The organism is Nostoc sp. CALU 1950 (genome assembly GCF_051172895.1).
GTDB lineage: Bacteria > Cyanobacteriota > Cyanobacteriia > Cyanobacteriales > Nostocaceae > Nostoc > Nostoc edaphicum_A.
Window position 1 is genome coordinate 1 of sequence record NZ_JBDNJQ010000221.1, and the last position, 11,512, is coordinate 11,512.

Genomic DNA, 11,512 nt, shown 5'->3' on the forward strand with positions numbered 1-11,512 from the left:
AAAGTCCTCGTGTTCTGAACGAAAGTCCTCGTGTTCTGAACGAAAGTCCTCGTGTTCTGAACGAAAGTCCTCGTGTTCTGGACGAAAGTCCTCGTGTTCTGGACGAAAGTACTTGTGTGTAAACCGTAGGTTCTTCGAGAGGGGACTATGGTGTAGCTTATGTGATTAGGAAAGGCTATATAACTTTGTATACGTAGCAGATTATTAGCGTTTACCCTTTAGAAAAAAAGTTTTTGGTTTACTGTTCAGGATTGAGAAAAATTGCTATTGCACGCAGAGGACACAGAGAAAGAAGAGACTCGTTACGCAGAATGCTATGCTTGCGTTAAAATCCGTAAGTCCTGCATGGCTGACTAGATGAGGCCCTATCATCAAATCCCAATTTTCGAGTGTAGTGAACCGCTAATAGAGATTCCTTTAGAATTGTTTGCGGTGGAATCTCCCCATCCTTATGAAAAATTAGGTGCGCCTTATGGCGATCGCTCCCCCTATTATCTCCGTCAAAGCGTTATCGAAAATTTAATCCAAGCGCAAAATTATCTTGATGTTCTGCATCCCAACTGGCGGATTCAAATTTTTGATGCTTATCGCCCGATCGCAGTTCAGCAGTTTATGGTAGATTACAGCTTCGCCCAAGCAGTGCAGGATAGGGGACTGACTAAGGTGGAATTATCCCCAAACCAACGCCAAGAAATTTGGGAAGCGGTTTATGCAATTTGGGCTGTACCAAGTTTCGATGAAAAAACTCCACCTCCTCACAGTACAGGCGCGGCGGTGGATGTAACGCTGGTAGATGATGCAGGGGAAATAGTAAATATGGGTTCGCCCATTGATGAAATGTCAGAGCGATCGCATCCCGATTATTATGCTAATAGCGATCGCCCACAAGCGCCAAAGTATCATGCTCACCGTCAGCTATTGCAAGATGTAATGTTAAAAGCTGGCTTTCAACGGAATCCCAGAGAGTGGTGGCATTTTTCTGTTGGTGATCAAATGTGGGCTTGGCTGAATAATCAAGCCAATCCAGCCAATCCTGTCACTGCACGTTATGGGCGTCTCGCATAGATGCGTTATGCATCTTGAGGATTTAACTCTCTTAACTCGTCGGTGGTGTAAGTACCAATGGGAGTCCAAACTAGATAGGGAAGGAGTAACAGCGCCGCCATTGGAGAAATCGGCAAAACGCAGATTGCGAGGACAACGCCTGAAATCAAACCAATTAGCCCAAGAATTTCCCCAGCTTTGAGACTACGAAACCTCAACATTATAGGTATGTAGGCGACGGTGATAATTTCCACCAAGAGGTACAAAGCCATTAGTAGCCAAGTAATTATGCCTCCTGGATTTTTTTGCCAGACGATATAAGCTGAAGCTGCACCGCAAATAAAAATCACAGTCCAGATGAGGGGAATCAACGGCTCAAAAACTAGCCAGCGAGGGCGACTTAACAGTGCAAACCATTTAACATCACGCGGCGTGATCAAGAAACTACCAAGGGCGATGAAGAAAGTTACAGCCCCAATTATTATCCAAGATGGAATCATATTGCACTCAAGCTTTGTGTATTTTGTCAAGTCATACACTGCAAGTTTGGCAATTTAGGGAATATGTTGAATCATTCGCTGGTGCGAATCTTAGGCATCTTGAGGGTTGAGACTCGCCATCTGCCAAGTGGTATAAGTACCAATGGGACTCCAGAGCAAATAAGGAACTAGTAATAGTGCAGCCCAACCAGAAAAGCCCAAGACTGCAAGTATCAATAAAGCACAAATGATCAAACCTGTGCCACCGAGAATTGTACCCACTTTCAGACTGCGAAGCTTAAACATTACAGGCGTATAGGCAATGGTGACAATCTCTAAAAGCAGATATAAACCCATGATTAGCCAGGTTGAGGTGCTTCCTGGGTCTTTTTCCCAGACAATATAAGCCGACCAAGCACCGCAAATAAATATTACAGTCCAGATAATTGGAATCGCACCCTCAAAAGTTAGCCATCTCGGTCGTTGTAAGCGCTTGAACCACTGGCGATCGCTAGGCGTAATCACGTTAGCTGCTAAAGCAACCAAAAAAGCCACACCCCCAATCACCATCCAAGATTTAATCATGACCGTTAGTCCTTTATAAGCGCTATCTATCGCTTAATATCACTCTTTATAGTGTGATTTTGTCAATTTAATTGCTAATTACTCATCATCCCTGAGTTTGAAACCTTTAAATCGTTTGGCAGGATTTTAAATATGATGAGTTTATAGTAAGCACTGAAGTGCTTAAAAATCCAGGACTAAAGTCCTTACTACGAACTTATTCACCCCTCGTAACTAATGAGGGGTAGGAAAAGGGGAAAGGTTAAAGGAGTAAACATATTTTCCCTTTCCCCCTTGCCCTTTACCCCGCCAAGTTTCCTTGGCAGACTACTAGGGACTGGAAAATAAATCTTATCCTAATCCCCAATGCTCATTAAAATTTTATTCCCCAAGATTTTGAGGTGATTATATCTACGGGTGGGGGTATGAGGCGAATCCTGGAAATAACCTTGGCAGTAGGGGGATTTTAGATTTAATGGTAATTGATATGCAAATAGAACCAGAGGCGCGTTCGCTAGCACCAGAAACACGAGGAATTGGTAATACTATTCGCCTTACAGGCTGGATTACTTTGTGGATACAATTGGCAATTGGAGTGGTTTCTGTCTTTGCTTTGTTGTTTGCCTTGACTGGTCGTCGTTTTGTTCAGCAACAGAATGCCGGTCTTAGCATTGGCATATTTTGGGCCGTATGCGGAATTGTACTGTTGTTATTCAGTCTCTATTGGGATTTTCGTTATACTCGCATAGGCAAAGCTCTAGAAAATCACAATCCAGCTTTGCACCCTAGTAAGCCAGATACAACTAAAATCCTTCGTTTGGGGATAATTGTGGGTTTAGTAGGAATATTATTAACTCTCTTAGGTGCTAGTTCAACTATGTTCGTGCTAATGGCAAAATCTGTATCCCAAACTCCAGGAGTGGCAATCAGCGACCCCTATAGGATTATTCGACCGATGGATGTTTTTGTGGCTGTGGCAGATATTACTGGGATTGCTGCTCATTTTGTGGGTACTGTCGCATCGTTATGGTTGTTAGAACGAGTGCATCAACACTAGTAGCGCTTTGGATAATTCGTAATTTTGAACTCGGTGAATGAGTCTTTGAACTCTGTAATTGAGAATCAGAATTTTAGGGAAAGGGGCGAACCGCTGTTCGGAAATGTCAACTTAACCTAAAAGCCAGTCTATACAAAGCTTTGATAGATTATTTCATTCGCAGTCAAAGATTGGGAATGTCTATTCTAATGATTTGAATTTTTATCTAAAGATACAATTGAAAGACAAATTATTATTACTTATGACAGTTACTTTAAATCATCCTAATGAGTGAAAGTAAATATGCTTAATAACTGAGGTTCAAAGCATGGACTCAACAGGTAAGGTGCAAACTGTGGATTCGTCCTGGTCTCTTCCACTGCCGTTGAAAGAGTATGCAATGAGCCGAGTAACTGTCTACTTTTATAGCGACAGATGGGTTCCGATTAAATATTGTTCTTTGGAAAAAGCAATTTTACTTCACCAAAAAGCAAATTTAGAAGGCAAGGAAATTTTATTATTTCCTCCTGATTTAGACCCTAATCAATTCTCAAACTCTTTTAACTAAAATGCATTGAGGTAGACTATTTTTCTATTTTTCAAAAATCTTGGCAACAAATCAATCGGTTATAGAGGCGTACATATATATGTACGCCTCTAATTGTAAATGGGAAGAAAAGTTGAGCATTCGGCGAACTTCAGCGGCTTTTTTATCGTACCAATGGGTTTTTGTTCGCTGCTGCTGAGTTGACGGTTTGTTCAATTCTCTTCAACCTTGTCTCTGGACGTTTTGCACTGTCAATCCAATAAAGGATATTCTTTTTAGATGAGTTATTAAATGCTTCAAAATACTCTTTGGCAGTTGTGTTTGCTTCTAACGCTTGCTTTAAATCGAAGGGAATTATTAAGGCTTCGATCGCATCTAAGGAATTCCATGATCCATCTTGTTTTGCGGCTTCGATTTTTTCTAGTCCAACTGTACTAATCAAACCTTGTTCTATAAGTTCTTCAATATATTGTTTATTTAATTTTGACCACACACTTTTCGGCTTTCGAGGTGTAAAGATTTGCATGTAACGTTCTTCATCTAATGATTTGACTTTACTATCAATCCAGCCAAAGCATAAGGCTTCTTTTACCGCTTCGCTATATCGAACACTTGGTTTACCACTTTTTACTTTGTAGTAAATGAGCCATATACCGAAACAGGTGCGATGGTTTGTCTCTAACCATTTCCGCCACTCTTCACGGCTTGTAGGGCAGAAAGTGAGAAATTCATTTTTAAGTTTGGATGCACCAGTAATCTTACTTTTGCTGAGGTTGATTTCTGTATTTTGCTGCATTTGTTTTATGTTCAATTCGTAATTGATGCAAAACTTCTATTTACTTTAAAATCGTTTTGCCATAAAAATCAAATGCTGGCTTCTTTGATAGCCATGCTTGCTATAAAAAGCCTCTGCTTGTCCATCCTTGTCAAGATATTCAGTAGTAAAGGTTTGAATTTCTTCTGACATCAAACCAACCCAGAACGTAGTGCTACAACTGCTGCTTGCACGCGATCGTCTACTGCTAATTTATTCATAATCCCTCGGACGTGAGTTTTGATGGTGTTGGGGCTGAGATAGAGTTTTTCGGCAATCTCTGGGTTACTCAACCCGTCTACCATAAGTTTCAACACTTCTAATTCGCGCCCAGATAAGTTGGCATTATTGCTGGTGGGTGCAGGTGGTTTGAGATTATCAATCACTCGCCGCGCAATTTGGGGATCGAGATAGGCTGCACCATCAACTGCGGCTGCGATCGCACTTAACAATCGTTCCACACTTGCGCCTTTAATACAATACGCATCTGCACCGCTAGATAGTGCAGCAATAATTTCTGTCTCCGTTTGATGAGATGTCAGCATCACCACATGAGTCGCTGGCAAAGCTGCCTTAATTTGCTGTGTCGCTGCAATGCCATCCAATCGCGGTAATCCAATATCCATAACTACCAAATCAGGTTTGAGTTGCAGTGCTGCTTGAACTCCCAAATAACCATCTTCGGCTTGTCCAACTATCTCTATCTGAGGATGAGCCATTAACGATTGCTCTAATCCTAGTTGCATCATCGGATCATCTTCGACAATTAACACGCGCAATGGCGGAGCATTGACCGGTAAATTTAAGGGATAGCGAATATCTAAAGACATTTTTATTAGTTAAGAGTCATTAGTCATTAGTCATTTGTCATTTGTCATTTGTCCTTTGTCATTTGCTTTTTTTGCTTGTCATTATCATTACTAATGACTAATGACTAATGACCAATGACTAATGACCAATTTTATTCTTCCACGCGATAGCCTAACTCTGCTAAACTAATCCGCGACTGTCGCCATTTTGGCTGGACTTTGACAAACAATTCGAGGTAAACTTTACCAGCAATTAACTTTTGGATTTGTTCACGAGCTTCACTACCGATTGCTTTGAGCATTGCTCCGCCTTTGCCAATGAGTATACCTTTTTGGGAATCGCGCTCGACGTTGATGGTAGCAAGTACACGAGTAATGCTGGGAGTTTCTTCTACTAGGTCAATAGCGATCGCTACTGAATGGGGTACTTCTTCACGAGTCAATAATAAAATTTGTTCTCGGATTAATTCACCCATAATAAAGCGTTCTGGCTGGTCAGTTACCAAGTCTGGGGGATAATATAATGGCCCAATTTCTAAATGTTCAATTAATAATTCTTGAAGTTCTGGTAATCCTGCACTAGTTTTGGCAGAAAATTTTACGATTTCCCATTCATGGGTCTGAGCCATCTGGGCGTAACTATCATCTAGAAACTGAGAATCAGTCGGTTGTTGGTCGGTTTTGTTCACACCCAGAATCACTGGTGTCTTGCTGCGACTGAGCAATTCGGCAATATAGCGATCGCCTGCTCCACAAGCTACCGCTCCATCTACCACAAATAACACTACATCTACCGATTCAATGGCAATTTTGGCATTTTGCACCAATACTTCGCCCAATTGATGATGGGGCTTATGAATTCCTGGTGTATCTACAAATATTAACTGCGCCTCTGGTGTAGTTAATATACCGCGCAAACGGTTACGTGTAGTTTGTGCTACTGGTGATGTAATGGCAATTTTTTGTCCTACCAATTGATTCATTAAAGTAGATTTACCGACATTTGGACGACCAACAATGCCGATAAAACCTGACTTAAATTCAGGAGGAGCCTGTGGGATTGTTACTTCTCCTGAAAAAGAGAAGTTGTAATTTTCAATACTAGACACCTTTGGCTCCACCCTCATATTTTACAGCTGGGATAACTTGATTTTTTCTTAGACACAAAACAAGCATAAAAACACCCTAGCATTTTCGGGGATTGCTTTTGCTTAGGTTTAATCTACTACTGGCTCTACAGTTAACATTTTACAGCTGAGATAACCTTAGTTGTAGAATTCAGGAGTCAGAATTCAGTAGTCAGAATGTTAAAAAAAATCAAACTCTAAATTTACCTTATTGCGTCGGTAATCATACCAAATCCAGTTAATTTCTAAATTTTGGCTGCTGAGTTCTAAATTCTTAAACTTATGTTTTGTTTTTAGACACAAAATAAACATAAAATTACTTTGGCATTTACAGGGAAGTTTTTTGCTTAAGTTTAATCTTTTGGTAACTTTGGCTTAAGTTTCATCGACTACTCAATATCTTTGAATCAAAATGTCAATAAAAAAGATGGGAGAACGCAAACGCATTGGAATTCTTACCAGTGGGGGTGATTGTTCTGGTTTAAATGCTGTGATTAGGGCTGTAGTAAATTGTGCTGTGGATACTTACGGCTGGGAGGTTTTGGGAATTCGTCAAGCGACTCTAGGATTAATGGCGCGTCCGCCACAATTCACCAAGCTGGAAGTAGATCAAGTTGACTCGCTGTTAACTGCGGGCGGCACAATGTTGGGGACAACCAATAAAGGCGACCCTTTTGCTTTTCCAATGGCGGATGGAAGTTTGTGCGATCGCTCCGAAGAAATCATTGCAGGTTATCATGAGCTAGGTTTAGATGCTTTAATTGGTATCGGCGGCGATGGTAGCTTGGCAATTCTGCGTCGCCTCGCCCAACAAGGCGGAATTAATTTAGTTGGTATTCCCAAAACCATTGATAACGATATTGGCGTTACTGAACACGCTATCGGTTTTGATACAGCAGTCAATATTGCCACAGAAGCATTAGATAGATTGCATTTTACCGCTGCAAGTCATAGCCGAGTCATGATTTTGGAAGTTATGGGGCGTGATGCTGGACACATAGCTATAGCTGCGGGAATCGCGGGGGGAGCAAATGTAATTTTAATTCCCGAAATCCCTTACACAGTCGAGCATATTTGTCACAAAATCAAAGAACGCCAAGAGAAAGGCAAAAACTATTGTTTGATAATTGTTTCCGAAGCAGTTCGTACCCACGATGGGGAAAATGTGACGATTACAAATCGCTTAGGTCAATCTCGATACGGTGGAATTGGCGAATATTTGGCAGATAAAATTATTGAACACATTGGTGTAGAAACGCGAGTCACAGTTTTAGGACACATTCAACGGGGTGGAACTGCTTCACCACTAGATAGATTAGTTGCTACAGCCTTTGGTGTTGCGGCGGTTAATCTAATTGCTGAGGGTAAATACGATCGCATGGTGACATGGCAAAATCGCCAAGTATTAAGTGTACCAATTACAGAAGCGATCGCTCAATATAGTGCCGTCGATCCCAATGGTACTTTAGTTAAAACCGCTCGTGGTATGGGTATTTATTTGGGAGACTGAAGTCAATACTGTTCGGTTAAGGGAAGAGACGCGATGAATCGCCGTCTCTACAATAATTAGTATTTTGTAGAGACGGCGATTTATCGCGTCTTTGTGATGACAATTACATGAATATCTATGCCTAATGTCCCATGCTCTAACTCACAATTCCCAGTACAAACTCGCCTTCATTTACAGCTTGATTAGTTGCGACATCATAAACTAATCCATCATGTTGAGCGCAGACATCAATTACACTGGGTAGCTTACCTTCTTTATTAAAACTGAGAATTTGATACAATTTTTCTCCAGCTTTTACTGAGCTACCCAATTCTATTCTGGATTGAATCATACCACCTGCGATCGCATAATATTTTTTCCGATTGCTGCTAGATGCAAAAGTCATGTCATGGGTTTTTGTGTCATCCGATAAATTAGGACTTTGTAGTACACCTTTTTGCACTAAATAATTTTTTACACCCCGTACACCTTTAGCGACTGAATCAGGGTTTATTTGCATTCCTGTTCCTAATTCCAGTGTCCAAGCTTCCACATCAAACTTGATTTCTCTACCAAACTCTTTAAAACAAGCTTCTAGGGCTAACCAAGGTTTAATAAAAGCTTCATCAAAAGCATCACCATCATATTTATCAAGCAATATTCCAAAATCAAGCAGGAAGTATTTTGCACTATTTTCTCGATTCTGGAAGTAATAAACGTAATCTAAAGCTTGATTTGTAGAACTATGTAAATCAATTAAGTAGTCTGCATCTAAACTCAGATTTTGTAGCTTATAGCTAAAAACTTCAGTGTAAGGAACACCAACAGGAGAATTAATTTTTTCTAAAACTTTCGCAAATTGTTGCTTAATTATAGTTAAATAATTTTGTCGAACGACCTCTAGATCAGTATGAAGTTGAGATTTAGTAAAAGCTACTAAATCATCAGCTTCTTTCTCGTAGTCCCAAAATATCCTATTCCAATCTTTGGCTTCATAAATGCAGTAACGTCCAGGAGAAAAATGATGAGCGCGTTCATTTGTCCCCATCGGATTACAAACAGGAACTAACCAAATTTCTCCAGTTAAATCTGTATCATTTATTGTTAAAAAAAACTCAATTAGCTGGTGAATAACGGCATTACCAGCAATCTCTGCACCGTGCAGATTAGATTGAATGTATACCTTTTTACCAGGTTGAGCGCCGATGAATTTGTATAGTTGTAAGTATAGGCGATCGCCTGAAGCCATTTGACGTAATAAAATTGTTTCAATAACTGGCTGCATAAAAATTTGAATAAATTATGAATCAAAATCCACACAAACCCAAATCATACCAATTATTTTCGTAAGGGAAGCAGTTGCAATTATTTGAGCTAGTATTTCGCAGTACAGACGAAGCAACCTGAATCTTGCTTTTGATCGGGGATGCCACCACATATAGAATTATTGAGTTATACCCTTAATCGTTTTTAACTCATGTCGTCACCCAGTAATCTAGAACAAGACCGATACAATCTATCTGCCCCGGAAGTACTGGAAAATCCCTATCCTACCTACCGCCGTATTTTATTAGAAGATCCTGTTTACTGGAGTGATTTTTTTGGGGGCTGGTATCTAATGCGCTATAAAGATGTTGCCGCAGCTATGCAAGACAAACGGATTTCGGCCAAGCGTCCGCCTATTAGTAAAATACCAGAATCAGAGCAACAGAAGATACTTCCCCTTCTGGAAACTCTATCAAAATGGATTCTATTTTGCGACCCTCCAGAACACACGCGTCTGCGTCCGTTATTTAACAAGGCATTCACTCCTAGTATCATTGGCAGCATGGCAGAGCAAATTCAGACGCTAGTAGACGAACTAATTGATGGTGTCTATGAGCGGGGTAACATGAATATTATTCATGATTTAGCTTACCCAATGCCCGCGATCGTCATCGCCCAAATGCTGGGCGCAAAGTCCGAAGACCGCGAACAGTTTAAGAAATGGTCTAGCGATTTGGCAAGATTTTTTGGTATGTTCCGCATGAAGCCAGAAATTTTGACCACCGCTCAACAAAGTATTATGGAAATGACCGAATATTTCCGCCACATCCTTGAAGAACGTCGTCATAATCCCCAAGATGATCTCATGAGTAGCCTCATCTTTGCACAAGAAAAGGGAAATTCTCTCGATGACGACGAAATTTTATCCAATTGCGTTTTCTTAACTTTTGCGGGTCATGAAACTACCACCAACTTGATTGCTAACGGCTTACTTGCTTTACTCAAAAATCCTAGTCAAATGCAAAAGTTAAAGGATGACCCCTCGCTAATTACAACTACTGTAGAAGAGTTTTTGCGCTATGACAGCCCAGTACAACGTCAAGCCCGCATAGCAGTTACCGATCTCGAAATTGATGGCAAACAAATTAGCCAAGGGCAACGCCTATTTCTGGTAATTGGTGCTGCCAACCGTGACCCTGAGCAATTTTTAGACCCCGATAAATTAGACATTACACGCCCTGAAAACCCACACTTGGCATTTGGAAAAGGAACCCACTTTTGCCTCGGTGCATCTCTTGGCAGACTTGAAGCACAAATTGCCATCGACACCATTGTGCGTCGCCTTAGTAACCTTCACTTGGATACAGATCGAATTGAATGGCATCAAAATCCATCCTTGCGAGGTATGAAATCAATGCCTGTAGCTTTCAATTTATAAAATGCTGCCTTAGCGAAAGCAATGCGATACAAGTGACTCCTTCACGTCCCTGGTAAATTTAGCAACCGCTCGTCCAAATGACTACGGTCTGCCAAAACCTTTAACAACGGCCCATGTGAGCTAAATTCTACAATACTGACCGAAGCAACAGGACATCCTAAACGAAAACGGAAGCGTCCCACGTCAACCCCCAGAAAACTACACAGAAGAATTCTGATGGTTGCCTTGTGTGCAACAACTAAAACATTACCATTACTGTAATTTTGTTTAATTTCTTCAATTACCTGCAAAGCACGAGAAGCAATTGTAACTGCCATTTCTCCACCAGTTGGAGCATTCCAAGCCGGATCTGCTGACCAGCGAATATAATCATCGTGATATTCACGGCTAATTATTTCTGGCGTTTTTCCTTCCCACTTGCCATAGTTGATTTCCTTTAAACCATCCCTAAGTTGTGGTTCCATCCCTATCGCTGCACATAAGGGTTTTGCTGTCAATACAGTTCGCCGCATTGGACTACAAAATATTGCTGTCCAATCCTTAGAAGTATATGCGTCAGCAAAAGCCTTTGCCATATCCAACCCTTCTGGGGTAAGTTCTGAGTCTATGGAACCGCAAAAGGAATTATTGCGACTACATTCTGTCTGTCCGTGACGGAGGAGATAAAGAGTTAGACTCACGGTATATTCCCATCGATTGTAAATTTAAGAGCGCTAACAATCAGATGTCGCTGAAGATAGTTAATGCCTGTGGTATGTTACTACAATTTTTTGAGATTTTGAATAATTTTTAAGGGAAAGTTGCCGCAGTTAGTCCTAGCTTAGAGGATGTTTGAAAAGTATTGTTGGTAACATCTAAGTCTCGGAAACCTAACCCCCCTAGCCTAGGCTGTTGACTTT

At 40.8% G+C, this 11,512-nt stretch carries 13 protein-coding genes; 5 read left to right on the forward strand and 8 right to left on the reverse strand.

Going from position 1 to position 11,512, the window contains the following annotated elements; all coding sequences use genetic code 11:
- Nucleotides 1-357 precede the first annotated feature (357 nt).
- Nucleotides 358-1,065, forward strand: coding sequence for a M15 family metallopeptidase (locus ABF638_RS34395; protein WP_435027283.1), 708 nt, complete (start codon nt 358-360; stop codon nt 1,063-1,065).
- A 5-nt stretch (nt 1,066-1,070) separates the two neighbouring features.
- On the opposite strand, the gene ABF638_RS34400 is transcribed toward ABF638_RS34395, so the two are convergent.
- On the reverse strand, nt 1,071-1,544 hold the full coding sequence (locus ABF638_RS34400) for a TspO/MBR family protein (protein ID WP_435027284.1): 474 nt from the start codon (nt 1,542-1,544) through the stop codon (nt 1,071-1,073).
- Between the two features lie 90 nt (nt 1,545-1,634).
- A complete protein-coding gene (locus tag ABF638_RS34405) occupies nt 1,635-2,108 on the reverse strand; it encodes a TspO/MBR family protein (protein ID WP_435027285.1) in 474 nt (157 codons plus the stop codon).
- A gap of 466 nt (nt 2,109-2,574) precedes the next feature.
- Between ABF638_RS34405 and ABF638_RS34410 the strand changes: the two genes are divergently transcribed.
- Both ABF638_RS34410 and ABF638_RS34415 read left to right on the forward strand, forming a co-directional pair.
- Nucleotides 2,575-3,144: a DUF3611 family protein gene (locus ABF638_RS34410; protein WP_435027293.1), complete on the forward strand. Its 570-nt coding sequence runs from the start codon at nt 2,575-2,577 to the stop codon at nt 3,142-3,144.
- A gap of 307 nt (nt 3,145-3,451) precedes the next feature.
- Nucleotides 3,452-3,691, forward strand: a complete 240-nt coding sequence (locus ABF638_RS34415; RefSeq protein ID WP_238845542.1) for a hypothetical protein — start codon at nt 3,452-3,454, stop codon at nt 3,689-3,691.
- Between the two features lie 142 nt (nt 3,692-3,833).
- On the opposite strand, the gene ABF638_RS34420 is transcribed toward ABF638_RS34415, so the two are convergent.
- The 4 genes from ABF638_RS34420 to era all read right to left on the reverse strand — a co-directional run bounded on the left by ABF638_RS34420 (nt 3,834) and on the right by era (nt 6,420).
- Nucleotides 3,834-4,466, reverse strand: a complete 633-nt coding sequence (locus ABF638_RS34420; RefSeq protein ID WP_435027286.1) for a YdeI/OmpD-associated family protein — start codon at nt 4,464-4,466, stop codon at nt 3,834-3,836.
- 45 nt (nt 4,467-4,511) lie between these two features.
- The gene (locus ABF638_RS34425) at nt 4,512-4,637 is read right to left on the reverse strand and encodes a hypothetical protein (RefSeq protein WP_435027287.1); all 126 of its coding nucleotides are present in this window, start codon (nt 4,635-4,637) and stop codon (nt 4,512-4,514) included.
- Nucleotides 4,637-5,314 (reverse strand): response regulator, encoded by a 678-nt coding sequence (locus tag ABF638_RS34430; protein ID WP_435027288.1) that lies wholly within the window; start codon nt 5,312-5,314, stop codon nt 4,637-4,639. Before ABF638_RS34430 ends, ABF638_RS34425 begins: the two co-directional genes overlap by 1 nt.
- Nucleotides 5,315-5,445: 131 nt before the next feature.
- Nucleotides 5,446-6,420, reverse strand: coding sequence for a GTPase Era (gene era / locus ABF638_RS34435; RefSeq protein ID WP_435027289.1), 975 nt, complete (start codon nt 6,418-6,420; stop codon nt 5,446-5,448).
- A 427-nt stretch (nt 6,421-6,847) separates the two neighbouring features.
- Between era and ABF638_RS34440 the strand changes: the two genes are divergently transcribed.
- Complete coding sequence (locus ABF638_RS34440; protein WP_435027294.1) at nt 6,848-7,930, forward strand: ATP-dependent 6-phosphofructokinase; 1,083 nt, start codon at nt 6,848-6,850, stop codon at nt 7,928-7,930.
- Nucleotides 7,931-8,066: 136 nt separating this feature from the next.
- On the opposite strand, the gene ABF638_RS34445 is transcribed toward ABF638_RS34440, so the two are convergent.
- A complete protein-coding gene (locus ABF638_RS34445) occupies nt 8,067-9,194 on the reverse strand; it encodes a succinylglutamate desuccinylase/aspartoacylase family protein (RefSeq protein ID WP_435027290.1) in 1,128 nt (375 codons plus the stop codon).
- A gap of 192 nt (nt 9,195-9,386) precedes the next feature.
- On the opposite strand from ABF638_RS34445, the gene ABF638_RS34450 reads away from it, so the two are divergent.
- Nucleotides 9,387-10,613 carry a cytochrome P450 gene (locus tag ABF638_RS34450; protein ID WP_435027291.1) on the forward strand — a complete coding sequence of 409 codons (1,227 nt, stop codon included), beginning with the start codon at nt 9,387-9,389 and terminating at the stop codon, nt 10,611-10,613.
- A gap of 41 nt (nt 10,614-10,654) precedes the next feature.
- Here the strand turns inward: ABF638_RS34450 and ABF638_RS34455 are convergent, their stop codons facing one another.
- Complete coding sequence (locus ABF638_RS34455; RefSeq protein ID WP_435027292.1) at nt 10,655-11,293, reverse strand: histidine phosphatase family protein; 639 nt, start codon at nt 11,291-11,293, stop codon at nt 10,655-10,657.
- Nucleotides 11,294-11,512 lie beyond the last annotated feature (219 nt).

Bases quoted from the DNA above. Each gene is read 5' to 3' on its own strand.
- ABF638_RS34395 (WP_435027283.1), top strand. From the start codon at position 358: ATGAGGCCCTATCATCAAATCCCAATTTTCGAGTGTAGTGAACCGCTA.
- ABF638_RS34400 (WP_435027284.1), bottom strand. From the start codon at position 1,544: ATGATTCCATCTTGGATAATAATTGGGGCTGTAACTTTCTTCATCGCC.
- ABF638_RS34405 (WP_435027285.1), bottom strand. From the start codon at position 2,108: ATGATTAAATCTTGGATGGTGATTGGGGGTGTGGCTTTTTTGGTTGCT.
- ABF638_RS34410 (WP_435027293.1), top strand. From the start codon at position 2,575: ATGCAAATAGAACCAGAGGCGCGTTCGCTAGCACCAGAAACACGAGGA.
- ABF638_RS34415 (WP_238845542.1), top strand. From the start codon at position 3,452: ATGGACTCAACAGGTAAGGTGCAAACTGTGGATTCGTCCTGGTCTCTT.
- ABF638_RS34420 (WP_435027286.1), bottom strand. From the start codon at position 4,466: ATGCAGCAAAATACAGAAATCAACCTCAGCAAAAGTAAGATTACTGGT.
- ABF638_RS34425 (WP_435027287.1), bottom strand. From the start codon at position 4,637: ATGTCAGAAGAAATTCAAACCTTTACTACTGAATATCTTGACAAGGAT.
- ABF638_RS34430 (WP_435027288.1), bottom strand. From the start codon at position 5,314: ATGTCTTTAGATATTCGCTATCCCTTAAATTTACCGGTCAATGCTCCG.
- era (WP_435027289.1), bottom strand. From the start codon at position 6,420: ATGAGGGTGGAGCCAAAGGTGTCTAGTATTGAAAATTACAACTTCTCT.
- ABF638_RS34440 (WP_435027294.1), top strand. From the start codon at position 6,848: ATGGGAGAACGCAAACGCATTGGAATTCTTACCAGTGGGGGTGATTGT.
- ABF638_RS34445 (WP_435027290.1), bottom strand. From the start codon at position 9,194: ATGCAGCCAGTTATTGAAACAATTTTATTACGTCAAATGGCTTCAGGC.
- ABF638_RS34450 (WP_435027291.1), top strand. From the start codon at position 9,387: ATGTCGTCACCCAGTAATCTAGAACAAGACCGATACAATCTATCTGCC.